Annotated in this window: 21 protein-coding genes and 1 other RNA gene; all 22 read left to right on the top strand. The window is 45.5% G+C overall.

Going from position 1 to position 25,066, the window contains the following annotated elements:
* Positions 1 to 153 precede the first annotated feature (153 nt).
* Entirely contained in the window at positions 154 to 852 is a 699-nt protein-coding gene (locus OA79_RS01215) for a response regulator transcription factor (RefSeq protein ID WP_063331389.1), read from the top strand.
* Between the two features lie 6 nt (positions 853 to 858).
* Entirely contained in the window at positions 859 to 2,166 is a 1,308-nt protein-coding gene (locus OA79_RS01210; protein ID WP_063331388.1) for a HAMP domain-containing sensor histidine kinase, read from the top strand.
* Positions 2,167 to 2,229: 63 nt separating this feature from the next.
* An RNA gene (gene rnpB, locus OA79_RS01205) (RNase P RNA component class A) lies at positions 2,230 to 2,577 on the top strand.
* Between the two features lie 309 nt (positions 2,578 to 2,886).
* Positions 2,887 to 3,342 (top strand): division/cell wall cluster transcriptional repressor MraZ, encoded by a 456-nt coding sequence (gene mraZ, locus OA79_RS01200; protein WP_063331474.1) that lies wholly within the window; start codon positions 2,887 to 2,889, stop codon positions 3,340 to 3,342.
* Positions 3,339 to 4,277: a 16S rRNA (cytosine(1402)-N(4))-methyltransferase RsmH gene (gene rsmH, locus OA79_RS01195; RefSeq protein WP_063331387.1), complete on the top strand. Its 939-nt coding sequence runs from the start codon at positions 3,339 to 3,341 to the stop codon at positions 4,275 to 4,277. The genes mraZ and rsmH overlap by 4 nt, the downstream gene beginning before the upstream one ends.
* On the top strand, positions 4,270 to 4,548 hold the full coding sequence (gene ftsL / locus OA79_RS01190) for a cell division protein FtsL (RefSeq protein WP_063331386.1): 279 nt from the start codon (positions 4,270 to 4,272) through the stop codon (positions 4,546 to 4,548). Before rsmH ends, ftsL begins: the two co-directional genes overlap by 8 nt.
* Positions 4,545 to 6,308 (top strand): peptidoglycan D,D-transpeptidase FtsI family protein, encoded by a 1,764-nt coding sequence (locus tag OA79_RS01185; RefSeq protein ID WP_063331385.1) that lies wholly within the window; start codon positions 4,545 to 4,547, stop codon positions 6,306 to 6,308. The genes ftsL and OA79_RS01185 overlap by 4 nt, the downstream gene beginning before the upstream one ends.
* A gap of 4 nt (positions 6,309 to 6,312) precedes the next feature.
* Positions 6,313 to 7,779, top strand: a complete 1,467-nt coding sequence (locus OA79_RS01180) for a UDP-N-acetylmuramoyl-L-alanyl-D-glutamate--2,6-diaminopimelate ligase (protein ID WP_063331384.1) — start codon at positions 6,313 to 6,315, stop codon at positions 7,777 to 7,779.
* Entirely contained in the window at positions 7,769 to 9,115 is a 1,347-nt protein-coding gene (locus tag OA79_RS01175; RefSeq protein WP_063331383.1) for a UDP-N-acetylmuramoyl-tripeptide--D-alanyl-D-alanine ligase, read from the top strand. Before OA79_RS01180 ends, OA79_RS01175 begins: the two co-directional genes overlap by 11 nt.
* Before the next feature lie 14 nt (positions 9,116 to 9,129).
* The gene (gene mraY, locus OA79_RS01170) at positions 9,130 to 10,212 is read left to right on the top strand and encodes a phospho-N-acetylmuramoyl-pentapeptide-transferase (protein WP_063331382.1); all 1,083 of its coding nucleotides are present in this window, start codon (positions 9,130 to 9,132) and stop codon (positions 10,210 to 10,212) included.
* Positions 10,213 to 10,222: 10 nt separating this feature from the next.
* Positions 10,223 to 11,569: a UDP-N-acetylmuramoyl-L-alanine--D-glutamate ligase gene (gene murD, locus OA79_RS01165; protein ID WP_063331381.1), complete on the top strand. Its 1,347-nt coding sequence runs from the start codon at positions 10,223 to 10,225 to the stop codon at positions 11,567 to 11,569.
* Positions 11,566 to 12,753, top strand: coding sequence for a putative lipid II flippase FtsW (gene ftsW, locus OA79_RS01160; protein ID WP_063331380.1), 1,188 nt, complete (start codon positions 11,566 to 11,568; stop codon positions 12,751 to 12,753). Before murD ends, ftsW begins: the two co-directional genes overlap by 4 nt.
* Positions 12,750 to 13,823, top strand: coding sequence for an undecaprenyldiphospho-muramoylpentapeptide beta-N-acetylglucosaminyltransferase (gene murG, locus OA79_RS01155; protein WP_063331379.1), 1,074 nt, complete (start codon positions 12,750 to 12,752; stop codon positions 13,821 to 13,823). The genes ftsW and murG overlap by 4 nt, the downstream gene beginning before the upstream one ends.
* Positions 13,820 to 15,241: a UDP-N-acetylmuramate--L-alanine ligase gene (gene murC / locus OA79_RS01150; protein ID WP_063331378.1), complete on the top strand. Its 1,422-nt coding sequence runs from the start codon at positions 13,820 to 13,822 to the stop codon at positions 15,239 to 15,241. Before murG ends, murC begins: the two co-directional genes overlap by 4 nt.
* Before the next feature lies 1 nt (position 15,242).
* Positions 15,243 to 16,190, top strand: coding sequence for a D-alanine--D-alanine ligase (locus tag OA79_RS01145; RefSeq protein WP_082825328.1), 948 nt, complete (start codon positions 15,243 to 15,245; stop codon positions 16,188 to 16,190).
* Between the two features lie 48 nt (positions 16,191 to 16,238).
* Complete coding sequence (locus tag OA79_RS01140; protein WP_231908776.1) at positions 16,239 to 16,880, top strand: cell division protein FtsQ/DivIB; 642 nt, start codon at positions 16,239 to 16,241, stop codon at positions 16,878 to 16,880.
* A gap of 74 nt (positions 16,881 to 16,954) precedes the next feature.
* Positions 16,955 to 18,229, top strand: a complete 1,275-nt coding sequence (gene ftsA, locus OA79_RS01135; RefSeq protein WP_063331375.1) for a cell division protein FtsA — start codon at positions 16,955 to 16,957, stop codon at positions 18,227 to 18,229.
* Between the two features lie 41 nt (positions 18,230 to 18,270).
* Positions 18,271 to 19,503 carry a cell division protein FtsZ gene (gene ftsZ / locus OA79_RS01130; protein WP_063331374.1) on the top strand — a complete coding sequence of 411 codons (1,233 nt, stop codon included), beginning with the start codon at positions 18,271 to 18,273 and terminating at the stop codon, positions 19,501 to 19,503.
* Between the two features lie 104 nt (positions 19,504 to 19,607).
* Entirely contained in the window at positions 19,608 to 20,525 is a 918-nt protein-coding gene (gene lpxC, locus OA79_RS01125; RefSeq protein WP_063331373.1) for a UDP-3-O-acyl-N-acetylglucosamine deacetylase, read from the top strand.
* 138 nt (positions 20,526 to 20,663) lie between these two features.
* On the top strand, positions 20,664 to 23,384 hold the full coding sequence (gene secA / locus OA79_RS01120; protein WP_063331372.1) for a preprotein translocase subunit SecA: 2,721 nt from the start codon (positions 20,664 to 20,666) through the stop codon (positions 23,382 to 23,384).
* A 16-nt stretch (positions 23,385 to 23,400) separates the two neighbouring features.
* A complete protein-coding gene (gene argJ / locus OA79_RS01115; protein WP_063331371.1) occupies positions 23,401 to 24,621 on the top strand; it encodes a bifunctional glutamate N-acetyltransferase/amino-acid acetyltransferase ArgJ in 1,221 nt (406 codons plus the stop codon).
* Complete coding sequence (gene mutT / locus OA79_RS01110) at positions 24,621 to 25,004, top strand: 8-oxo-dGTP diphosphatase MutT (protein WP_197465335.1); 384 nt, start codon at positions 24,621 to 24,623, stop codon at positions 25,002 to 25,004. Before argJ ends, mutT begins: the two co-directional genes overlap by 1 nt.
* Positions 25,005 to 25,066 lie beyond the last annotated feature (62 nt).

Here is a 25,066-nt window from a genome sequence, read left to right as displayed (position 1 = left end):
TCTCTAAATAGGTTCGTTCAACTTATTAGCATTCTTTGTAAATAGAGTGAAAAGAGGGGCGCGAGTGGGACGACCTCTAAGGTAATCTTTACAATTGAATTGATGGCATAAAAACGCCGACATAATAAAGAATAGAGGAAGAGGATATTAGTTATGATGAAGTTATTGCTTGCGGATGATGATGCGCGCTTATCAGATTTGATAAAGGAATATTTTGACGGCGAAGGTTATGAAGTAGTGCATGCTTGGAATGGTCGAGAAGCGCTTGAATTAATGGCGAATGATATGCCGGATATTGTGATTCTAGATGTCATGATGCCGGAGTTGGATGGCTTTGAGACGCTTAAGCAAATTCGCAATAAGAGCTCGGTTCCTGTCATTATGTTGACGGCCAAAGGCGATGATATCGATCGAATTTTAGGGTTGGAAATGGGCGCGGATGATTACCTGTCTAAGCCATTCAACCCTCGTGAGTTGTTGGCGCGAATTAAGGCTATTTTACGTCGTGCTAGTCAAGAAAGAGAAGATGATCCTACTGCTGATATTGAGCTGGCAGGTGTTTTATTGCGTCGTAAAGATCGTACTGTGTATTTAGAGGGTGAGTTGGTTGAATTAACCACCTCTGAATATACCTTATTAGAATGTATGCTAATGGCACCGGGGCAAGTTTTAACGAAACAAGAGTTGTCTGAAAAAGCGCTGGGCCGAAAATTGACTATGTATGACCGTAGTTTGGATATGCATATTAGTAATCTACGTAAGAAAATAGGCAATTTAGAAAATGGTGATCCTCGTATTAAAACGGTTCGGGGTGTGGGTTATATTTTTGTTTCAAACGATCAGGGTGCATAGTTATTCATGAAAAACACTTTTCTGCGTGTGTTTCTGGTTGTGCTTCTCTCCAATATTATTGTTGTGAGTATTGGTTTGGGAATGGTGCACTTTATTCAGAAGCAAAATCAAGTTTCCGCTGATCTTTTGGGCGACATCGGTGTTCAGTTGGTTTCAAGTTATGAGCAATTCGGTGTTGAATCCTTGGAAGAGGAAACTGCAAAGGCAGAGAAGCGTTTATCAGGTTCTATCTATTTGTATCAAGAGAATGGCCGGCCTTTATTAAAAGCCTTGCCGCGTAATTTTCGTGAGCAAAATTCGGCGAGTGCGACTGGTCAGCCGTCAGTAGATTTTCTACATAGTCAATTCATTCAAGTGATTGGCGGGAACAATGTTCAGTATTTGCTGATTTTTAAGCCAAATCCAGAGATCAATTCTTTAGCGCCTGAGGCTGTTGTCGGATTTTCATTGTTGGGCTTATTGGTCTCGAGTGGTGTGTTGGCGTATTGGTTGCTGGGGCCTTTACTGAAGTTGCAGCGAGTCGCTAGGTCGTTTGGTCGTGGTGACATGTCGGCTCGGGTTGAGCGCAAAATGGCTCGTCGAAGTGACGCGGTTGGTAAATTGGCTCGTGAGTTTAATGAAATGGCTGAGCGAATTGAAACACTGTTGTCGTCGAAAGAGCGTCTGATGCGAGATGTGTCTCATGAATTGCGCACGCCTTTGGCTCGAATTGAGGTGGCATTGACCATTGCTGAAGATAAGCACGGTATGGAGGCTCAAAAAAATTATTTGTGTCGTATACGAACTGAATTACATGAATTGGATGAGCTAATTGGTCAAGTGCTGACATTAAGTCGTTTAGAGGCGGCAGCTCTAGTGAAAGAGCCTATGGATCTACAGGCTTGGTTGGATGAAATTGTGGCGGATGTCAGTTTCGAAAGTCAGCTTAAGGGGATTTCTGTTTTTAAAACAGGTCGACTGCCTAAAACCTTGTTTGGTGATCCCTTGCAACTGCGTCATGCTATTGAAAATGTGCTGCGTAATGCGTGTTTTTATGCGGGTGATGGTGGTGTCATTGAGGTTGTCACAGAAGAAAAGGCGGGAGAGGCTTTTATTTATGTGCGGGATAATGGCCCTGGAGTCGATGATGAGAAGTTGGAGAAGATATTTCATGCTTTTTATCGTTCATCTGAGGCACGAGAGGCGAATAGTGGTGGCTTCGGTGTCGGCTTGACCATCTCTCAGCGTATTATTAGAGCCCACAAAGGTCGAATTACGGCACGAAATCGCCCCGAAGGTGGGTTGGAAGTGTGTTTTTGCCTGCCGATGAAATAGAAACTTATCTAATCTGCCAAAATGCCTTGTCATTCTGCGGAGAGAAACGTACTATGCGCGTCGCAAGTTGGTCAGACAGTCGCCGCTCATTTTATGGGGGGAGGAAAGTCCGGGCTTCGCAGGGTAAAGTGCCAGGTAACGCCTGGGGGGCGTGAGCCTACGGAAAGTGCAGCAGAAAATATACCGCCTAAGCAGTTTACTGCCGGTAAGGTTGAAATGGTGCGGTAAGAGCGCACCGCGCGACTGGTAACAGTTCGTGGCATGGTAAACCCCACTTGAAGCAAGACCAAATAGGAACTCTTTGGCGTGACCCGCGCTGAGTTCGGGTAGGTTGCTAGAGACGTGCAGTGATGTACGGATTAGATGAATGACTGTCCACGACAGAACCCGGCTTATCGACCAACTTGCTTTTTTTTCCTATCGTTTTAATTCCTTGTTTAGAAAAATTCCTTTTTAGAAATCCTTATTTCCCACTTTTTGCCCTTTTTTTGATTTTTTTGATGGGGTATTTGGGATGTTTCTCCATTTTTTTCCTTTATTCTTGTTTTTAAAGTCTTTTTTACTTCCATGTAGGCATTTCTTTACCACTTTCTCAATGGCTTGAAGGGGTGGGTGTGTCTGCGTTACGGCATTTTTTCATTTTTTAATCAATATTTTTTTACTATTTGGGGTGAATGGTGTTAAATTGTGGGAGAAAGTGTCGATAAGTGGGGTAGGGTTGTGTTTAGAGGGATTCATCAAGTCAGTGTGGATGCAAAGGGGCGAATGTCGCTTCCTGCTCGCCTGCGCGATGAACTCAGCCAATACGACGACGAAGGTGTGGTTGTCACCATAGACCCTGTGTCTCGTTGTCTGTTGCTGTATCCCTTGTCTGAGTGGGAAGTGATTCAACAGAAATTAGATAAATTACCCACGTTTCAGCCACAAGCTCGACGTTTACAGCGTTTGTTAGTCGGTCATGCAACCGATTTAGAGGTGGATAAAGCGGGACGTATTTTGTTGCCCGCGCCACTACGAGAGTTTGCTCGATTAGATAAAAAGCTGACCATTCTTGGGCAAGGGAAAAAGCTTGAGATTTGGAGCCAAGAAGAGTGGGAAGCACAAAGAGAAGATTACTTGTCCCAAGATGCGCTTGAGGACTTACAGACAGAAACCATGATGGATATTTCTTTATGACGAATGCCGAACACGAACACATCAGTGTGATGCTAAATGAATCCGTCGATATGTTGGTCACCAATGAAAATGGTGATTATGTCGATGGTACTTTTGGCCGAGGTGGTCACACGCGTTTGGTTCTCAGTCGACTCAAAGAGGGTCGTATGCTGGGGTTCGATAAAGATCCAGTGGCGATTGGGTTTGGTCGTGAGTTAGCGGCAGAAGATGCACGTTTTAGTATTGTTCAAGACAGCTTTGCCAATATGGCTGAGCGCATTCCTGAGGTGTTTGGTGATACCAAAATTGATGGTGTCATGATGGATTTAGGGGTTTCTTCACCTCAGTTAGATGATGCTGAACGTGGCTTTAGTTTTATGAATGACGGTCCTTTGGACATGCGTATGAACCCAAATGAAGGGTTGAGTGCAGCCGAATGGATTGCCCGTGTTGATGAAAAGGATCTCGCCGATGTGATGTACCAATACGGAGAAGAGCGATTTTCTCGTCGTATTGCGAAAGCAATTTGTGAATACCGTTCTCACACGCCCATTGTCACGACATTGCAGTTAGCAAAAATTGTCGCGGAAGCTAATCCAGCTTGGGAAAAAGGTAAAAATCCAGCAACACGAGCCTTCCAAGGTATTCGAATTCATATCAATAACGAGCTTGGGGATTTAGAGAAAGGTTTGGAAGCGGCGGTTGATGCGTTAAAAGTCGGTGGCCGTTTGGTGGTGATCAGTTTTCATTCCCTGGAAGATCGTATAGTGAAGCGTTTTATGAAGTTGAAAGCAAAGGGGCCGGAGTTGCCTCGTCATTTGCCGATTCGAAATGCGCATTTAGACATTAAATTTAAAACGATTGGTAAAGCCATTAAACCCTCAAAAAACGAAGTGGGTGACAACGTGCGTTCGCGCAGTGCGGTGTTGAGAGTGCTGGAGAGGGTGAGTGATTAAGTCGAGATTCACGCCGTGGATTTACTTATCCGGTGTGGTGGTTCTGACTTTGGTCTCTATGGCTGTTGTTGTACAGGTTTATGAGTTTCGGCAAGACTTTTCTTATTTGCAGAAGCTCAAGCAAGAAGAAGTAGATTTTGAAGTGAAATGGGGGCAGTTGCTTTTGGAACAAAGCGCTTTAACTCAGCCCAGTCGATTGGAGCAGACGGCCATTAAAGATTTAAACATGCACGCACCATCACAAGATGAATTGATAATAGTGAAACCATGAAGACTGTAGATAGTTCTCAACATATTGGAAAGTGGCGCTTACGTTTTGTGTATGGCGTCGCTTTTGTATTGTTTCTGGTTGCGGCCGGACGCTTGTTTTATTTGACCGTTGTCGATAAAGCCTTTTTGCAGAATCAAGGTGAAATTCGTGCAGTAAGAACGGAGTCTATACCGGCGACTCGTGGAATGATTTTGGATCGTCGGGGCGAACCTTTAGCGGTCAGCACGCCGACTTGGACCATTATTGCTAACCCTAGGGCGTTGTGGAAAATGCCCAGTGATCCGACCATCGGAGTGGGGCCTGAGCAAGAAATTAAGCGCCTAGCCGAAGTGATGGGTGTGGGCCGAGCTTGGTTGCAAGAAAAGTTTGAGGCCAACAAAAAACGCTCTTTTATGTATTTACGTCGTCAGATTCCACCGCAAGAGGCGGATGCGATCATGGCGGCGAAAGTAGTTGGTGTCAGCAAAACGAAAGAATACAAACGCTTCTATCCAGCCGGTGAAGTGGCTTCTCACGTTGTGGGTTTTACCAATATTGATGACAAAGGCCAAGAAGGCATTGAATTGGCTTACGATGGTGCGTTGCAGGGGCAGCCAGGTCAGCGAAGTTATGTAAAAGATTTGTCGGGTAATATTATTCGCGGCATTGGGGCGGAGAAAAATGAGCGTCCGGGTGAAAACATTGAGTTAAGTATCGATCTGAGGTTGCAGTATTTAGCCTATCGTGAGCTTAAAGCGGCGGTCAATGAACATAGGGCAACGTCCGCTTCTGCGGTGATTTTGGATGTCAAAACGGGTGAAATTTTAGCGATGGTGAATCAGCCATCTTATAACCCAAATGACAGAACGAAATTAGAGTATGAAGATCTACGAAATAGAGCTGTCATTGATTTGTTTGAGCCAGGCTCCACGATGAAGCCTTTTACGATATCGGCGGCGCTGATGTCGGGTCAATACTCTACGGAAACAACCATTAATACTTCTCCTGGTTACTTGCGTTTTGGCCGTTTCACTATTCGTGATGCGGCAAATTACGGCGTCATTGATTTTGAAAAGCTATTGATTAAATCGAGTAACGTTGGTGCGTCTAAGATTGCCTTGTCGTTACCGCAGGATGCGGTGTGGAATATGGATTATGAGTTAGGGATTGGCTCACCTGTTGGAATTGGTTTTCCAGGAGAAGCATCCGGAGTATTGCCTTCGCATCCGAAGTGGCACCCTTCAGAAATTGCCACCTTATCGTATGGTTATGGTTTGTCTGTGTCGACATTGCAGTTAGCGCAAGCTTATATGGCATTGGCGAATGGCGGTTATCGTGTGCCTGTCACTATTTTCAAGCAAGATGTGCCGGCGGAAGGTAAGCAAGTCATTCCTCATCAAGTCGCAAAAGATGTGGTGAAGATGATGGAGGCGGTGGTTCAACGTGGTTCAGGTCGTGCGGCTCAGATTCCAGGTTATCGAGTGGCTGGTAAAACGGGTACAGTGCATAAGGTTGGCTCGAAAGGATATGAGTACGATCAGTACATTGCTTTGTTTGCTGGCGTCGCGCCAGCCTCTGATCCTCGATTGGCGATGGTGGTGATGGTGAATGATCCCAAGGGTCGAGAGTACTATGGTGGTGAGGTAGCCGCTCCGGTATTCTCCCGGGTGATGGAAGGTGCGCTCACAACGTTAAATATTTATCCAGATTTGCCAGAGGGGTTAAGGGAGGTAAGATTGAAGACGAAGAAACTTCCTTATCAGGTAGCGCAAGGAAGCTAGCAATATGCCAGTTATATCACATCAAGAAATACTAAATTTGGCGGGCTATTCTGAAAAGACTAGCCCGCGTTCTGCTTTATATACCCATTTAGAAATAGACAGTCGAAAACTCGATGTGAATGGGGTTTTCTTTGCGTTGGCTGGGGTTGGTTCCAATGGTTGGGATTACTTAGATAATGTGGTCGCCCTAGGCTGTCAAATGGCCATCGTACCGACTGGCGTAGAGCTTGAACGTAATGACATCGAGCTTGTTGTCGTCGATGATCCTGCGGCGTTATTAGTGACGTGTTTGCATCAATGCTTTGGTCATATGCCAAGCAAGATGATGGCGGTCACTGGTACGAACGGAAAGTCATCTATTTGTTTTTATGCTGCACAGCTTGCTGAGATGATGGGCTACAAAAGTGGTTTGGTTGGAACCTTTGGAATTGGTCCCTTGGGGCAGTTGCAAACCGCGGATCAAACAACGCCAGATATTTTGACCATGCATCAAACCTTGATGTCATTGACCGAGCAAGGTGTCGATTATGTTGCTTTCGAGGCTTCTTCTCATGCTCTGGATCAAGGGCGAATCAACGGGGTGCCTTTTCAGACGGCGGTTTTTTCTAATTTGACTCGTGATCATCTGGATTATCATGGGGATATGGCGTCTTATGCCACCGCCAAGCAGAAGCTGTTTGCGTTTCCTAGTGTGGAAGAGGCCGTGTATTGCTTGGATGATGAGTATGTTGGTTTTATGACGCAACCTGCCATTAATGCCAATTGTTTTTATTATAGTGAGGCCAATCCACAGGCTGATTTTTACACCAAAGAATTGTCATTAGAGTCCACCGGGTGTCGTTTTGTTTTATGTCACCCAGAGGGTGAGGCAGAGGTGTTCTTGCCTTTGTTGGGGCGCTTTAATGTGCAAAATGCCTTAGCTGCTTTGGCCAGTGTGTGGTCTTCGACAAAGAATAAGGCTGATCTCATTGCTGGTTTGTCAAAGTTAAAGGGTGCGCCTGGTCGAATGGATAAAGTTGAGGTATCGGATGCGCCACTCGTTGTTGTTGATTTTGCTCATACCTCGGATGCTTTAGAGAGCGCTTTGAAAGCGATTCGAGAGCATGTGGCAGGGCGTTTGATTTGTGTCTTTGGGTGTGGCGGAGATCGAGATCGTGGTAAACGACCGCTGATGATGTCGGCTGCAATGACCTATGCGGATGCAGTATGGTTGACATCAGACAACCCAAGAACGGAATCGGTTGAACAAATCTTTTCAGATGTGGTGGCGCAAACAAGCGATCACGCCAGTTATCACCTGCAGGCGGATCGTCGTCTGGCGATACATGAGGCCGTGATGTCAGCCAGTCCGAATGATGTTATTTTAATAGCAGGTAAAGGGCATGAGGCTTATCAAGAGATTGATGGCGTCAAGCACCATTTTGACGATAAAGAAGAAGCTTGCAGGGTGTTAGAAGATTATGTTGGTTAATTTGTCTCTTAGTGATGTCGCCCTTGCTTGTAATGGTGAGTTAGTGGGAGACGACCAGTCACTCAGTAGCATAGTGACGGATACTCGACGCATTGTTCCAGGTTGTTTGTTCGTGGCTTTGCGTGGTGAGCGCTTTGATGGGCATGATTTTATTGATCAGGCTCTGTCCGCTGGTGCTGTTGCGGTGTTGAGTGAAGTGGCGTTAGAGGGTGTTTGCCATGTGAAAGTGGCTAACACATTAGAGGCGTATGGCCGTATTGCCAATTTGATGCGTCAGGCATTTACTGGTCCTGTGATATGTATTACCGGAAGTAATGGTAAAACCACTGTAAAAGATTGGTTAGCGCAATCCCTTAGTTGTCGAAATGTGTTAAAAACACGCGCCAATTTGAATAATCAAATTGGTTTGCCGCAGACATTGTTGGAATTGCAGTCGGACCATCAAGTGGCCGTCATTGAGGCGGGTACAAATTACCCCGGTGAAATTGCCAATTTAGCTCATATTGCTGCACCAGATTTAGTGATTTTGACCAATGCCAGTGGTAGTCATTTTGAAGGTTTAGGGTCACTAGAAGGTATTGCGAAAGAGAAAGGTTGTTTGATTTCCGGGGCGGCGCAAAATGCGACGGTGATTTTAAACTCGGATGACGATTTTTTTGGGTATTGGTGTGGCTTAGCAGACCAAAGAAAGGTGCTTTCTTTTGGTTTTACTGAGCAGGCGGATTTGTATGCGAAAGACATTGAATTAGGTGCGGATAGTAGTCGAGCCATATTCTGTTATCAGGGTGAATCTTTGTCGGTGTTGATTGCAAGCCCTGGTCGTCATCAAATTGCCAACGGCATGGCGATGGTGTTGGCGCTGTTGTCAATGGGCTTCCCTTTTGCGGTGGCCGTAGAGAAACTGGCTCAGCCGATTCAAGTCGCTGGTCGGATGGAGCGCCTAAAAACAAAAAAAGGGGCTCTGTTGATCAATGATTGTTACAATGCCAACCCCACTTCAGTTAAGGCGGCAATTGACGTCTTAACAATGCAGTCTGCTCAATCTACTTGGTTGGTATTAGGCGGTTTAGGGGAACTTGGCGAGCGCCAAAATGAATTTCATGCAGAACTGGGAGAGTATGCAAAAACCAAAGGGATTACTCACTTGGTCTGTTTAGGGGCTTTGGCAGCGATTGCTGGAGAGGTGTTTAGGCAGCAAGGTGGGAGCGTATATTTTTGTGAGAATCATGAAGAAGCGGCTGTTGTAGTACAAGAGCTAAATGAAAACCATGCTATTTTAGTGAAGGGCTCACGCTCAGCTAAGATGGAAAAAATTATAGAAAGATTAAAAGATTAGGATGTTCTTGAACGATGTTACTTCTTCTAACGACCTATTTAAGTAAGCACTATACCTTTTTTACCGTATTTAATTACCTGTCACTGCGTGCCATTTTGGGGGTGCTGACGGCTCTGGTTATTTCGTTGCTTATTGGTAATAAAGTGATTGTCATGTTGCAACGTCTGCAAATTGGTCAGGCGATTCGCGATGATGGTCCGCAAACTCACCTATCAAAAGCGGGCACCCCCACTATGGGGGGGGCGTTAATTATTTTTTCCATTTCGGTGAGCACGATTCTGTGGGGAGATTTAACCAACCATTATGTCTGGTTGGTGCTCTTGGTGATGTTAAGTTTCGGTGCTATCGGCTGGGTGGACGATTATCGTAAAGTCGTCGAGAAAAATCCTAGAGGTTTGCCAGCAAAGTGGAAATACTTTTGGCAAAGTTTTTTTGGCTTGGCCGCGGCGATATTTTTGTATATAACCGCGACAACGCCTGCTGAGACGTCATTGATTGTGCCATTGTTTAAAGACATCGTTATACCGCTTGGCATTTTCTTTGTGGTGTTGACGTATTTTGTCATCGTAGGCACCAGTAATGCCGTTAACTTGACGGATGGCCTTGATGGGCTGGCAATTCTACCGACCGTTTTGGTTGGTGGTGCGTTGGGTATTTTTGCTTATCTGACTGGTAACAGCCAATTTTCCGAATACTTATTGATTCCTTATGTTCAAGGAACCGGGGAATTGTTGGTGTTTTGTGCGGCTTTGGCTGGAGCTGGCTTAGGCTTCTTATGGTTCAATACTTATCCAGCACAAATTTTCATGGGCGATGTGGGTTCACTTGCGCTTGGTGCTGCCTTAGGAGTCATCGCTGTCATTGTTCGACAGGAGCTGGTTTTGTTTATCATGGGCGGTGTGTTCGTGATGGAGACCGTGTCGGTTATTTTGCAAGTGGCATCTTATAAGTTGACCAAGCGTCGTATTTTCAGAATGGCACCAATCCATCATCACTTTGAATTGAAAGGCTGGGCTGAACCAAAAGTTATTGTGCGTTTCTGGATCATTACCGTGTGTTTGGTATTGGTTGGTTTGGCTACGCTGAAAGTACGTTAGGAGAGTTGTCATGTCGTTGATCGGGTCAGATCGGGTTAGGGCCGTTGTCGGCTTGGGAGCGACAGGCTTGTCTTGCGCGCGCTTTTTGGCGAGTAAAGGCTTGGACTTTTATGTGGTTGATTCAAGAGAGCAGCCGCCAGGCTTAGAAGACGTAAAGGCTTTTTGTCCGCCAGAGCGAATTTTTACCGGCGAGCTTGAGGTGTTGGAAACCTTGGGCGTCACCGAGTTGTTTGTTAGTCCAGGCATTGCCCTTAAAACCCCTGTTTTGCAACGTTTAGCTGAGCAGGGCGTGTCCATGCGTGGTGATATCGATTTGTTTTGCGATTACGCCAACGCCCCTTTTATTGCAATCACAGGTTCGAATGCGAAAAGTACAGTAACCAGTTTGTTGGCTTTATTGCTACAGGCGGTGGGGCATAAAGCCATTGCTGGCGGTAACTTGGGGTTGCCCGCATTGGATTTATTGGCGCCAGATGTGGATTTCTATGTGTTGGAGTTGTCGAGCTTTCAGCTTGAAACCACGCATGCTTTGCAAGCGGATGTCGCTTGTTTGTTGAATGTCTCAGAAGATCATATGGATCGTTATGACGATTTGTATTCTTATCAAAGAGCCAAACAAAAAGTCTATCGTGGCTGTAAAGCCGCCGTTTGTAATAAACAAGACATTCTTACCGCGCCATTACTTGCGGAAGGGGTACCAGTTCGAGCTTTTACGACTAAGAGTCCAGATCTTAAAGAGTTTGGTTTGTTGCCGGATGAGTCGGGTGCATGGCTGTGTCGTGGTGTTGAGCGTTTGTATCATACCTCACAGATTGCCTTAAAAGGCTCGCATAATTATGCCAATGTATTGGCGTGTTTGGCGATGCTGGAATTGCTCAAAGTGGATGTGATGTCACCAAACGTTGCCTCGGTATTGTCTACGTTTGGTGGCTTAGCACATCGCTGTGAAACAGTACGAGAACATCAAGGGGTGACTTACATTAATGATTCTAAAGGCACGAATGTAGGCGCGACCTTGGCCGCTTTGCAAGGTTTGGGAACCCATCAGAAGAATATTTTGTTGTTAGCGGGTGGTGACGGTAAAGGGGCTGAATTCAAGGATCTTGCCAAGCCCATGCTTGCGTATGTTCGTCACCTTTATTTGTTTGGCAAAGATGCTCAGCGTATTGCTGATATTGTGCCTAACGGTGTCGAGTTGTCTCGCTTTGATACGCTTGATGACATGGTTGCCGCATCTTCTCAGCTTGCTCAACCGGGTGACATTGTCTTGTTTTCGCCAGCCTGTTCGAGTTTGGATATGTATAAGAATTTTGAGCAACGTGGTCAACATTTTGTTGATTTGGTTAATCAATTATGACGTGGTTAGCTCTGTTTGATCGAGTGTCTCTGCGCGAATTTATTCGTGTGGATGCTTGGTTTTTAGCGTCTGTGGTCGCCATATTGGCGTTAGGTTTGGTGATGGTGTCAAGTGCTTCTATTTCTATCTCTGAAAGCATTCACGGCCACCCGTATTTCTTTATGGTAAGGCAATCACTCTATCTTTTTCTTGGGTTGACGTTTGGTGCGGTGATGTTGTCGTTGCCCACAGCGCAATTGCAAAAATGGGGCATCCTGATGATGGGGTTGTCTTTAATTTTATTGATTCTAGTGTTGGTGCCAGGCATAGGTAAGAGTGTTAACGGGAGTCGTCGCTGGATCAATCTAGTGGTCTTTAACTTGCAAGCTTCGGAAGTCGCCAAAGTTTGTATGGTGGTGTATGTCTCTGGTTACTTGGTACGTCGCGCCGATCGAGTGCGTGAAGGCTGGGTTGGTTTCGTTCTGCCTCTTTGTTTGTGTAGTGTGTTTCTGCTGTTTTTGCTTTTTGAACCAGATTTTGGTGCTTCCGTTGTATTGTTGGGCACTGTGATGGTGTTGTTGTTCCTTGGTGGCGCGCCTCTTTATCAATTCTTGCTTTTGTTGGCTGCGGCGGTTTGTATGCTTGGTGTCGTGGCGATATCAGAGAGTTACCGTTTGAAGCGTCTAATGAATTTCATTGACCCTTGGGCTGATCCGTTTAATGAGGGCTATCAATTGAGTCAGGCTTTAATCGCTTATGGGCGTGGTGAATGGTTTGGCCTTGGGTTAGGGAACAGTGTGCAGAAGTTGTCCTATTTACCGGAAGCTCATACGGATTTTGTGTTTTCGATCTGGGTTGAAGAAACCGGCATGGTTGGCGGTTTGCTGTTGATTCTGTTGTTTGGTTTGATGGTAAGTCGTGCGTTTAAGATTGGTTATCGCGCTATGTCTCTTGATCGACCTTTTGCTGCCTATATGTGCTTTGGTTTTGCCATTCTTATTTTGGCGCAGGTAATTATTAATATTGGGGTAAATACGGGCTTTTTGCCAACGAAGGGGTTGACCTTGCCGCTGATTAGTTTTGGTGGCAGTAGTTTAATTATTACGCTGGCCAGTTTGTTTGTGGTGGCTCGTGTGGATGTTGAAAATCGTCGGGCTCAATGGTCAGACTCGAGTGCCAATATGGATAAAGAGAGTGAGCGATGAGTAAGGTAAAAAAAGTCGTCATCATGGCTGGCGGTACAGGTGGTCATATTTATCCTGCCTTAGCTTGTGCGCATGATTTTAGGGAAAAAGGCCTAGAGGTGCATTGGTTGGGATCGAAAGGGGGCATGGAGGAGTCCATTGTGCCGCAACACGATATTCCACTTCATACGCTGTCTATTAAGGGAGTGCGTGGTAAAGGTGTGTTGGGGCTTGCTGCTGCGCCGTTTCGTATTCTTCATGCCATAGGTCAGGCGGTTGCGGTTTTGCAATCTCTAAAACCGGATGTGGTGTTAGGCATGGGGGGATTTGTTGCTGGGCCTGGCGGCGTTGCTGCGAAATTGCTTGGTATTCCTTTGGCGATTCATGAGCAAAATGCGGTGGCCGGCACGACCAACAAGCTGTTAGCCAAAGTCGCTGGGTTAAAAATGCAGGCGTTTTCAGGCGCTTTGCCTAACGCGTTAACGTTAGGCAACCCCATTCGCCGTGATATTTTGCAGCAGGTGGTGCGCTCCTCTCGTTTGGAGACGGCAAGACCATTAAGATTGTTGGTCGTTGGAGGGAGTTTAGGGGCAAAGGCAATTAATGATGTGATCCCTAAAGTGCTTGCCGAATGGCCTTTTTCTCAGCGGCTGGATGTATGGCATCAAACTGGAAAGCGTAATCACCAAGAAGTACAAGCCTTATATGACGCTCTAAAGGTGGAAGCGCGTGTTGATGCTTACTTAGAGAATATGAATCAAGCGTATTATTGGGCGGATGTGGTATTGTGCCGGGCTGGTGCGATGACGGTCAGTGAGCTGGCAGTAGCTGGTTTGCCTTCGATATTGGTACCATACCCTTTTGCCATTGATGACCATCAAACAGAGAATGCTCGTCATCTTGAGAAGGTCGGCGGGGCGTATTTGTTGCCACAGCCTGAACTCAGTAGTGAAAAAGTTATTTCGATGCTGGCGGGTTTGTTAGAAAGTGAAGAAACATTGTTGAAAATGGGTGAGCAGGCGAAGTTGGTTGCTCATCCGAGTGCAACACAAGATGTGGTTGCACATTGCTTAAGGTTAGTTAAATCATGATAGAAAACAAAGCTCAATACGATATCCCGACCATGCGTCGAATCCAGAATATTCACTTCATTGGTATTGGTGGTGTGGGGATGTGTGGCATTGCAGAAGTGCTGCATAACCAAGGGTATCAAGTATCTGGCTCTGATCTTAAAGCGTCTTCTACGACGGATCGTTTAGCGGAGTTAGGCATTAAAATATACATAGGGCACATGGAGGAAAATGTTCATGATGCTCATGTGATTGTGGTGTCCACTGCAATCAATGAAGCAAACCCAGAAATTATTTGGGGTAAAGAGCATCGTATTCCAATTGTACGACGTGCTGAGATGCTTGCTGAGCTAATGCGTTACCGACATGGTATTGCCGTGGCCGGTACCCACGGTAAAACGACGACAACCAGTTTAATGGCGTCGGTGTTGGCGGCCACAGGTGAGACACCTACTTTTGTGATTGGTGGTCGATTAACCAGTGCTGGTACTAATGCTCAGCTTGGTAGTAGTTCTTATTTGGTGGCTGAGGCGGATGAAAGTGATGCGTCTTTTTTACATTTGCAGCCCCAAACTGTCATCGTAACCAATATCGATGAAGATCACATGGATACTTATCAAGGTGATTTTGAGAAGGTAAAACACACTTTCGTAGAGTTTGTTCATAACCTGCCTTTTTATGGTTTGGCGGTGATGTGTGTGGATGATGCGAATGTACGTGAGATTCTGCCTGCTCTGAGTCGTCCTGTCTTGACCTACGGTATTGAGCAAGAAGCCGACTTTTACGCGACGGATATCAAGCAGACGGGGCGTTATTGTGAATTTATGGCGCATCGTCCTGAAGGTGAGCCATTGAAGATACGTTTGCCTATGCCTGGTCGACATAATGTCTTAAATGCGCTTTCTACCATTGCTGTGGCAACGGATCTGGGTGTCGACGCTGCCGCCATTCAAGCTGGCTTAATGGGTTTTGAGGGGGTTGGTCGACGTTTTCAAGAGCAGCAACCTTTGACACTTGGTAATGGCTCAGAAGTTATGTTCGTTGATGATTACGGTCATCACCCAAGTGAAGTGTTGGCGACGATTAAAGCCATTCGCGAAGGTTGGCCTGAAAAACGTCTGGTGATGGTGTATCAACCACACCGATTCTCTCGTACCCGTGATTTGTATGAGGATTTCGTCCGCGTGTTATCGCAAGTGGATGTGTTGCTGTTGCTGGATGTGTATGCGGCAGGTGAACAGCCGATCAATGGTGCGGACAGTCGCTCTTTATGCGGTAGCATTCGTCAGCGCGGTACCGTCGATCCAATTCATGTGGGTGGTGAATCTGACTTGCGGTCTATTTTGAGTAATGTGCTTCGTGAAGGAGATTTGCTCATTACCCAAGGTGCTGGTGACATCGGATCGGTGTCGAAAAAATTGTCTGTGGATGGGATTTGATATGTTGAAAGCATTGCAAGATTCAGTGATTGCCGTGATTTATGGTGGTCGTTCTGCAGAACGTGAAGTGTCTCTAGAGAGTGGTGCTATGGTGTCTAAGGCGCTGCGTTCTAAAGGCTATCAAGTGCTTGATGTGGATCTATACGGTACAGAGCAATCAGCGGATCCTATTGCTCAATTGCAATCCATTGAGTTTGATTTGGCTTTTATTGCTCTTCACGGCGGCGAAGGTGAGGACGGTCGAGTTCAAGCGTTATTGGAAATGATGGGGAAGCCTTATACAGGCAGTTCTCCATTAGCCTGTGGTTTCGCCATGGATAAAGTGCTTACCAAGCGATTCTGGCGGGGCTTGGGTGTTCCAACGCCAGCGTATTTGTCTTTTTCCGGAGAGGCAAATGTTGCTGAGATTGAGCAAACGATGTCTTATCCCTTGATCGTTAAGCCTTCTCGCGAAGGATCTACTATTGGTATTAACAAGGTTGCCAATCAAGCAGAGCTAAAGACGGCTTTACAGCAGGCTTTAGAATACGATTCGGATGTGTTGGTTGAAGAGTTTGTTAACGGGCCGGAATTTACCATTACCATCATTGATGACGAAGCCTATCCGCCCATTGGTTTGCAGCCTTCAGACGATCATAAGCTTTATGACTATGAGGCAAAATACTTAGCAGATGACACACAATACCTTTTGCCTTGTGGCTTGAATGAGTTAGATGAGGCTGAATTAAAGCGTTTGTCTTTGGAAGCTTATCGATCGTTGGGGTGTCGTGGCTGGGGGCGTGTCGATGTGATGCGAGATCAGCAAGGTCAGTTTTGGGTGCTGGAAGTAAATACGGCCCCTGGTATGACGTCTCATAGCCTTGTACCGATGGCCGCAGCGCATGTTGGGTTGGATTATGCGGCTTTGGTGGAAAAAATCGCTCAGCAGGCTTGGTCGCAAGCAAGGTAAACAATATTTATGAGGTTGGCAGCGCTCATTGGAGCGATACTTTTGATCGTGGTAGCAAGTTTTCAAGGGGAGGATTCCCCGGATACTTGGTTTGCGATTGAGAAAATAGACATACAGGGAAAGTTGCAAAATACCTCGCAATTAGAGCTTCAGCAAGAGTTCTCACCGCTTTTAGGGCAAAGCTTACTAGGGTTGTCAGTGAAGGAAGCCTTGGCTGTGGTTTTGTCATCACCGTGGGTGGAAAAGGCAGAGGTTCGTAAAGTTTGGCCAAATACCTTGCAGGTGATTGTGCACGAATACATCCCTCTTGCATACTGGCGCGATGGGCAAATCATTTCCGCTTCGGCAGTCGTGATTTCTCCTAGTGTGTTGCCAGATTTGCCGCTGCCCATTTTGTATGGTCCAGTGGATTCAAGTGACGTTGTATTGGAGCAGTTTGGTCTAATCAGTCAGGTGTTGGCATCGACGTCATTGCGGATTGCGAAACTCACTTTGGAGCCTAGGGGGGCTTGGCAGATTGTTTTTGGCAACGGCCTAGCGGTTAAGCTGGGTCGAGATGATATTTTAGAGCGATTACAGCGCTTTATAGCCGTGTATAAAAGCGATTTATCAGGTAGAATAGAACAAATTACTTCAGTTGACGCACGTTACCCTCATGGGGTTGCGGTGGGCTGGAAGAAAAAAAATTGATTTTGGCCCGTTTGTTGCTTTTTTAAACAATTAAATGGGCCGGATTGCAACGCACATAATACCGGGAAGGTGAAATGATAGTCGGTCTAGATGTAGGCACATCGAAAGTTATCTGTTTGGTTGGTGAAGTACTGGCTGATGGTAGTTTGGAAATTGTCGGTATTGGCTCTCATAGTTCTAAAGGAATGAAACGCGGCGTTGTCATTAATATTGAGTCAACTGTTCAGTCCATTCAGCGAGCCGTTGAAGAAGCTGAGTTGATGGCTGGCTGTAATATTCATTCGGTTTACGTCAGTGTGGCAGGCAGCCACATCCGAAGTCTGAATTCTCACGGCATTGTTGCGGTGAAGGATGGAGAAGTTCAAACGGAAGATATTGAACGTGTGATAGATGCAGCTCAAGCTGTGCCTATTTCATCGGACCAACGAGTACTGCATATTCTGCCTCAAGAATATCATATTGACTCCCAGGAGGGGATTAAAGACCCACTTGGTATGTCGGGTGTGAGATTAGAGGCCAATGTTCATTTGATTACTGGCGCGGTCAACGCGGTGATGAATGTTGAGAAATGCATTAAGCGATGTGGTTTAGGCGTAGATGGTGTCATCCTGTCTCAGTTGGCGTCCAGTGATTCGTCATTGAGCGAGGATGAAAAAGATTTAGGTGTTTGCCTGATTGATATCGGTGCCGGCACTTCAGACATTGCAGTTTGGATTGATGGTGCTTTGCATCATACCGCTGTCGTGCCTGTGGCAGGAGATCAAGTAACCAATGATATTTCAATGGCCTTGAGAACTCCGACACAGCATGCTGAAGAAATTAAGGTTAAGTATGCTTGCGCTATGTCTTCTATGGCGTCTACTGATCAAGTGTTGCAGGTGCCCAGTGTTGGGGATCGTCAACCGAGATCCATTACGCGCCATGCTTTAACAGAGGTGGTAGAGGCAAGATACGAAGAAATTTACAATTTAATTCTGGATGAATTAAGACGCAGTGGTTACGCCGAGCGTATCCCTGCAGGTATTGTGATTACTGGTGGTACGTCGCTCATGGAAGGTGCAGCAGACTTGGCAGAGAAGGTTTTTCAGATGCCAGTGAGGTTGTCTGTGCCAGATTGTACTAAAGGAATGTCAGATATTGTCGATAACCCAATATATTCAACCAGTGTTGGATTATTGGCTTATGGTAGTAAAGAGGCTGATGTAGCCGAAATCGCTAAAGGGATGATGTCTAAGACGCAAACTAAACGTGAAGCATCAATTTTGGCTCCGAAGAATGAAACCAAGCCATCTTTCAGTGCAACGAAAGCTTGGCAGAAGTTGAAACATTGGTTTCAAAGTTATATCTAACCAAAATTGATAGCGAATTTTTTTGAGGAGCGAGTAAGCCCATGAATGTCTTTGATATGGCCGAAGATAGTTTGACCGACAACGCAGTGATTAAAGTTGTAGGTGTAGGCGGTGGTGGCGGTAATGCTGTTCGTCACATGCTTGAAAATCAATTGGAAGGTGTTGAGTTTATTTGTGCCAACACTGATTCTAAAGCCCTTGTGGGGTTTGACACAGGAATTTCATTGCAACTTGGCTCAACCATCACTAAAGGTTTGGGCGCAGGTGCTAATCCAGAAGTAGGGCGTGACTCTGCTTTGGAAGATCAAGAACGAATTACTCAGTTATTGACTGGCGCGGATATGGTGTTCATCACCGCAGGTATGGGTGGTGGTACAGGTACTGGTGCAGCCCCCGTCATTGCTAAGGTTGCGCGTGAATTAGGCATATTAACGGTCGCTGTTGTGACGAAGCCGTTTCCTTTTGAAGGGCGTCGCCGTGCAAGAGTGGCTGAAGAAGGCGTTAAAGAATTACGAGAAAATGTCGATTCATTAATTACAGTGCCAAACGAACGTTTGTTGCCGGTATTAGGAAAGAACATTTCTTTGCTTAAAGCGTTTGGTGAAGCAAACAACGTTTTATTTAATGCAGTACAAGGTATTACCGACCTTATTATGCGTCCGGGTCTTATTAACGTCGACTTTGCTGACGTAAGAACTGTGATGTCAGAAATGGGTATGGCCATGATGGGGACAGGCTCTGCTTCTGGTGAAGACCGAGCAAGAGTGGCGGCTGAGGCGGCGATTCATAACCCATTATTGGAAGACATCAACCTAAAAGGTGCGCGAGGCGTGCTGGTTAACATTACGGCAAACGAAGAAGTTGGTTTGTCAGAGTTTACCGAGGTGGGTGGCATCATTGAAGAATATGCATCGGAAGATGCAACTGTTGTAATTGGCTGTGCGATTGACCCGAGTGTGGGTGATGAGATGCGAGTTACAGTAGTGGCCACTGGTTTAGAGGGTCGAAATGCAGTTGAAATGAAGTCTGCTGTTGGCGAATCTGTTGTCTCTCAACCAGTAATGACTAAAGCTGAGCCTACGATTGAGAAAGAAGTTGTTACTCCTCAAGAGACAGTTCAGCCAGTGTCAACACCTTCTCCAAGTATGAAGGTGGAAACGGTAGAGAAAAGTCTGGATGAATCTGCTGAATCTTCTGATTCAAATGCGAATTCAGGCGGCGATAAATTATCGTATTTGGACATTCCGGCATTTTTGCGTCGTCAAGCTGATTAATTTGAGCAAAAATGATGCAAAATCAAAATGTTGGATTGTATAAAAAATGAGTTATTGATATATTTGTAAACAAATGTATCCAGTCATAAAAATGTAGGAATAGAATGGTACGCCAACACACACTTAAGAACATTATTCGAGCAACTGGCGTTGGTCTGCACTCTGGCGAGAAGGTGTATTTGACACTGAAACCTGCCCCTGTAAATACCGGCATCGTATTTGTTCGTACGGATCTAGACCCTGTGGTCGAGATTCATGGGGATGCACGCCTAGTGGGCTCAACAAACTTTGCAACTGCTTTGTCGCAGAATGGTGTAGAGGTTAGTACTGTTGAGCATTTGCTTTCTGCTATGGCTGGTCTAGGGGTTGATAATGCCTATGTTGAGGTAAGCGCTAGCGAAATTCCATTAATGGATGGCAGTGCGAGCCCTTTCGTTTTCTTGCTGCAATCAGCAGGATTGGAAGCGCAAAATGCGCCGAAGAAATTCATTCGTGTTAAAAAGCCAATTCGCATCGAAGATGGTGATAAGTATGCTTCTCTTGAGCCGCATACTGGTTTTAGATTGTCATTTAAGATTGATTTTGAGCATCCAGCTATTGGTGAAGATGTTCAAACCACGACTTTGGACTTCTCAACCACCACTTTCGTAAAAGAGATCAGCCGTGCGCGCACATTTGGTTTCATGAAAGACATCGAGTACTTCAAAACGAATAATCTTGCTCGTGGTGCGAATATGGAAAATGCCATCGTACTAGACGATTATCGTGTATTGAATGAAGAAGGCTTGCGCTATCGTGATGAGCTTGTTCGTCATAAGATTTTGGATGCGATCGGTGATCTTTACCTTCTGGGTCATAGCTTGATTGGTGAGTACAAAGCGTACAAATCAGGTCATGGTCTAAACAACAAGCTTTTATTAGCACTTCTTGAGCAACCAGAAGCTTGGGAATACGTTGTGTTTGAAGATGAAGCACAAGAAAATCCTGTGTCATACGTTGAGCCTGCTTTCGCTGGTGCTTAATTAAGTGATCAACTCGGGAATTAAAAAACCAGACTATATGTCTGGTTTTTTTGTGTCTAGGTCCTTGATATTTCATGTTTTGTCACACATTACCGTGATAGACTCTATTTATTACTAATTGGCTACGTTGAATTCGAGATGTTAGGAACTGTAATTAAAAAAATCGTCGGTACTAAGAATGACCGAGAAGTGAAACGTTACAAAAAAGTTGTAACGCAAATTAATCAACTTGAAGAAAGTTTTAAGTCGCTGACAGATGATGACTTGGCAGGCAAAACAAGTGAATTTCGTGAGCGCATACAGCAAGGTACGTCACTGGAATCTATTTTGCCAGAAGCCTTCGCAACCGTGCGTGAAGGCAGCCGTCGTGTCATGGGTATGCGTCATTTTGATGTTCAGTTAATTGGCGGTATGGTTCTGAATGAAGGCCGTATTGCTGAGATGCGTACCGGTGAAGGTAAAACACTGGTAGCAACCTTGGCTGTGTATCTCAATGCACTAAGTTCAAAAGGGGTTCATGTTGTTACCGTCAATGATTATTTGGCAAAACGTGACGCCAATTGGATGAGACCGCTTTATGAATTTCTAGATATGAGTGTTGGTGTCGTCTTCTCGGGTCAAGAGCGTGATGACAAAAAAGCCGCTTACCTATGCGACATCACTTATGGTACTAACAACGAATTTGGTTTTGATTACCTGCGTGACAACATGGTTTTCCGTCTTGAAGACCGAGTGCAGCGTGATTTGCATTTCTCAGTGGTGGACGAAGTTGACTCCATTCTGATCGATGAAGCGCGTACGCCGCTTATCATTTCCGGTGCGGTTGAAGACAGCTCCGAGCAATATCGTAAAATCAATGCTTTGGCGGCTTTGTTGAAACCTCATGTAGAGGCGGATGAAGGCGAAGAAGGTCAAGACGGTCATTATATTCTGGATGAGTCTCAACGCAGTATTGAACTGACCGAGGAAGGCCATAGTTTTGTAGAGGCTTGGTTGGTTGAGCAAGACATGTTGGGCGAAGGTGAGAGTTTATATGCAGCCTCCAATCTGGCTCTGTTGCATCATGTTCATGCTTGTTTGAAAGCGCACGTCATCTTCAAAAAGAATGTTGATTATGTCATTCAAGGTGATCAAATTGTCATCGTGGATGAGCATACGGGACGAACCATGGCTGGGCGTCGTTGGTCTGAAGGTATTCACCAAGCCGTTGAGGCGAAAGAAGGGGTGACGATTCAGGCTGAGAGTCAAACGTTAGCATCGACTACCTTTCAGAATTATTTCCGTTTGTATGAAAAATTGTCTGGTATGACAGGGACAGCGGATACTGAAGCTTTTGAGTTTCAGCAGATTTATGGTTTGAGCGTGATTGTGATCCCGACGAATCGTCAGGTTCAACGTAAGGACTATAACGACCTTATCTACATGTCTACTCAAGACAAGTTTGAAGCCATTGTTGTCGACATCGAAGACAATGTAAAACAAGGTCGTCCAGTTTTGGTGGGCACCGCGTCGATTGAGTATTCGGAGTTATTGTCGAATTACTTAAACAAGAAAAGCGTCAAGCACAATGTGTTGAATGCGAAGCAACATGAGCGTGAAGCGGAAATTGTTGCAGAAGCTGGTCGTCCTGGTGCTGTTACCATCGCCACAAACATGGCTGGTCGTGGTACGGATATTGTGTTGGGTGGTAACTTGCAAGTTGAGTTGGATCAGCTTGGTGAGTCTGCCTCAGAAGAACAGATTGCAGCATTGAAAGCAGATTGGCAGAGCCGCAATGACGCGGTGTTAGCGGCCGGTGGTTTGCATATTATTGGTACTGAGCGTCATGAGTCTCGTCGAATCGATAATCAGCTTCGTGGTCGTGCCGGACGTCAGGGTGATGTTGGTTCTTCACGTTTTTACTTATCGCTTGAAGATAATTTAATGCGCATCTTTATGTCTGACCGCATCAAAAAAATGATGATGGCTTTGGGCATGGAAAAAGGTGAAGCGATTGAACATAAGATGGTCTCAAATGCCATTGAAAAAGCACAGCGTAAAGTGGAAGGCCGTAACTTTGATATCCGTAAACAGTTGCTGGAATACGATGATGTTGCGAACGATCAGCGTCAAGTAATTTACCGTCAGCGCTTCGATATGATGGTGTCTGAAGACTTGTCTGAAGCCATTGCTGCGATGCGTGAAGAAGTGGTTATGGGTGTGATTGACGAGTTCATTCCACCGCAAAGTATTTTTGACATGTGGGATGTGGCTGGTCTGGAAGAGAAAATTCGTAATGAATTTGGTTTGACGATTCCAGTATCTCAGTGGCTTGAGGAAGACAAGAAACTATACGAAGAGCCATTGCGTCAGAAAATCTTAGATTGTTTTGTTGAAGATTACCAAACAAAAGAAGAAGTGGCAGGTGCTGAGCAATTTCGTTCGTTTGAAAAGCAAGTTTTGTTGCAGGTCTTAGACACACTTTGGAAAGAGCATTTGCAGACGATGGATATGCTTAGGCAAGGTATTCACTTGCGTGGTTATGCTCAGAAAAATCCTAAGCAAGAATATAAGCGCGAATCGTTTGAGTTGTTCCAAGGTTTGATGGAGCAAATTAAATTTGAAGTGGTACAAATTATTAGCCGCGTGAAGGTTCAATCTGCTGATGAAGCGGAGAAAATTGAACAGGCTCGAAAAGAGCAAGAAGCGAAAATGCAGATGAGTATGGTTCACAACTCTGTTGATTCTCTTTCCGACTCGGCTGAAGGTGATAGTGGTGTGGCCGGTTCGGCTCAAGATGTGCCAAAAGTGGGTCGTAATGAGCCTTGCCCTTGCGGTTCTGGTAAAAAATACAAACAGTGTCACGGTAAACTAGTGTAATTGGAGTAACAGATAAATGGCTGTTGGCTTGCAGGATTTTCCCGCTATCCCTGAAATTGATGGGATCAGAATTGGTGTTGCGGAAGCAGGTATTAAAAAGCCCAACAAAAAAGATGTTGTGGTTTTTGAGGTGTGTGAAGGGGCGAGTGTTGCGAGTGTCTTTACGCAAAATGCATTTTGTGCAGCGCCGGTTCGCATTTGCCGATCTCATTTGGCGCAAGCAAACGCCCGCTATTTGTTGATTAATACCGGTAATGCTAATGCTGGTACGGGTCAGTCGGGTGTTGAAAATGCATTGAAGACTTGTCAGGCATTAGCAGAGCAAACCGGTGTCTCTGTTGAATCTGTTTTACCATTTTCGACTGGTGTCATTGGTGAGCCATTGCCTGCGGACAAAATTATTGCAGCGATTCCTGTGGCCTTGTCGAACTTATCGGCGGCGAATTGGGCAAATGCTGGGCTTGGTATTATGACCACCGATACGTTGCCCAAAGGGGCGTGTCGTGAGTTTGATGTGGCAGGTAAAACATATCGCATTGGCGGCATCTCGAAAGGGGCTGGCATGATTCGTCCTAATATGGCGACTATGTTGGGTTATGTTTGTACGGATGTGGCGATTGCCCCTGAATTATTGCAGCAGCTCTTGAAGAGAGTTACCGATAAAAGTTTTAACCGCATCACGGTGGACAGCGATACGTCTACCAATGATTCTTGCGTGGTGATTGCCACAGGTAAAGCGGGTAACTCTGTTATTGATTCGATGGACACACCACTAGCGCAAGCGTTTGAGCTTGCTTTCACGGAAGTGATGCAAGAGCTTGCTCATGCCATTGTGCGGGATGGCGAAGGCGCGACTAAGTTTGTATCGGTAGAAGTGGTTGGTGCGAAACAAACTGAAGATGCGACTAAAACCGCGTTTGAAATAGCTCATTCACCTTTGGTGAAAACAGCCTTATTTGCCTCTGATCCTAACTGGGGACGTATTTTGGCCGTTGTGGGTCGTGCTGGTGTTGAAGAGTTGGATGTGGATCATGTTCAATTGCATATCAACGGTTTTGAAATCGCCCGTGATGGTGGTCGTTCACCTGATTATTTGGAAGAGCATGGTGTGCAAGCCATGGCGCCACAGGATATTCATATTCGAGTGGATTTGGGAATGGGCGATCAAGTGGATACCGTTTGGACGACCGACTTCTCCCATGAGTATGTCACTATTAATGCCGAGTATCGTACCTGATGTTGGTTAAGGTGGCTGTTGGCTTGATCTTGCGTGATGATCAAGTTTTCATAGCGTTACGTGACTCTGGTAAGCATCAAGGCGGTTTGTGGGAGTTCCCTGGTGGTAAATGTGAATCAGGAGAATCTGCAGAGTTGGCTTTGGCGCGTGAACTTGAAGAGGAATGTGGCATTCAAGTGAATGCTTGTGAGTATTTTGAAACCATTGCTCATGATTATGGCGATAAGCAAGTTGAGTTGGTTTTTTATAAAGTGACTGGCTTTTTGGGTGAGCCTCATGGTAAAGAAGGTCAAGAGGTTCGCTGGGTCTCCTTGTCGCAGCTCAATGAGTTTGTTTTTCCTGAGGCGAATGTGCCCATTGTTGAAGCTTTGCTATCAAAGTAAGCAGACATAAGTTATAAAAAAAGAGCTCAAATTGAGCTCTTTTTTTATAAGGGTAATTTATT

Origin of the sequence: Marinomonas sp. TW1 (assembly GCF_001625355.1) — a bacterium.
Taxonomy (GTDB): domain Bacteria; phylum Pseudomonadota; class Gammaproteobacteria; order Pseudomonadales; family Marinomonadaceae; genus Marinomonas.
Note: the sequence above shows the minus strand (reverse complement) of the source record. Positions and strands in the feature narration are given on the sequence as shown.

Bases quoted from the DNA above. Each gene is read 5' to 3' on its own strand.
- OA79_RS01215 (WP_063331389.1), top strand. From the start codon at position 154: ATGATGAAGTTATTGCTTGCGGATGATGATGCGCGCTTATCAGATTTG.
- OA79_RS01210 (WP_063331388.1), top strand. From the start codon at position 859: ATGAAAAACACTTTTCTGCGTGTGTTTCTGGTTGTGCTTCTCTCCAAT.
- rsmH (WP_063331387.1), top strand. From the start codon at position 3,339: ATGACGAATGCCGAACACGAACACATCAGTGTGATGCTAAATGAATCC.
- OA79_RS01185 (WP_063331385.1), top strand. From the start codon at position 4,545: ATGAAGACTGTAGATAGTTCTCAACATATTGGAAAGTGGCGCTTACGT.
- OA79_RS01180 (WP_063331384.1), top strand. From the start codon at position 6,313: ATGCCAGTTATATCACATCAAGAAATACTAAATTTGGCGGGCTATTCT.
- OA79_RS01175 (WP_063331383.1), top strand. From the start codon at position 7,769: ATGTTGGTTAATTTGTCTCTTAGTGATGTCGCCCTTGCTTGTAATGGT.
- mraY (WP_063331382.1), top strand. From the start codon at position 9,130: ATGTTACTTCTTCTAACGACCTATTTAAGTAAGCACTATACCTTTTTT.
- murD (WP_063331381.1), top strand. From the start codon at position 10,223: ATGTCGTTGATCGGGTCAGATCGGGTTAGGGCCGTTGTCGGCTTGGGA.
- ftsW (WP_063331380.1), top strand. From the start codon at position 11,566: ATGACGTGGTTAGCTCTGTTTGATCGAGTGTCTCTGCGCGAATTTATT.
- murG (WP_063331379.1), top strand. From the start codon at position 12,750: ATGAGTAAGGTAAAAAAAGTCGTCATCATGGCTGGCGGTACAGGTGGT.
- murC (WP_063331378.1), top strand. From the start codon at position 13,820: ATGATAGAAAACAAAGCTCAATACGATATCCCGACCATGCGTCGAATC.
- OA79_RS01145 (WP_082825328.1), top strand. From the start codon at position 15,243: ATGTTGAAAGCATTGCAAGATTCAGTGATTGCCGTGATTTATGGTGGT.
- ftsA (WP_063331375.1), top strand. From the start codon at position 16,955: ATGATAGTCGGTCTAGATGTAGGCACATCGAAAGTTATCTGTTTGGTT.
- ftsZ (WP_063331374.1), top strand. From the start codon at position 18,271: ATGAATGTCTTTGATATGGCCGAAGATAGTTTGACCGACAACGCAGTG.
- lpxC (WP_063331373.1), top strand. From the start codon at position 19,608: ATGGTACGCCAACACACACTTAAGAACATTATTCGAGCAACTGGCGTT.
- secA (WP_063331372.1), top strand. From the start codon at position 20,664: ATGTTAGGAACTGTAATTAAAAAAATCGTCGGTACTAAGAATGACCGA.
- argJ (WP_063331371.1), top strand. From the start codon at position 23,401: ATGGCTGTTGGCTTGCAGGATTTTCCCGCTATCCCTGAAATTGATGGG.
- mutT (WP_197465335.1), top strand. From the start codon at position 24,621: ATGTTGGTTAAGGTGGCTGTTGGCTTGATCTTGCGTGATGATCAAGTT.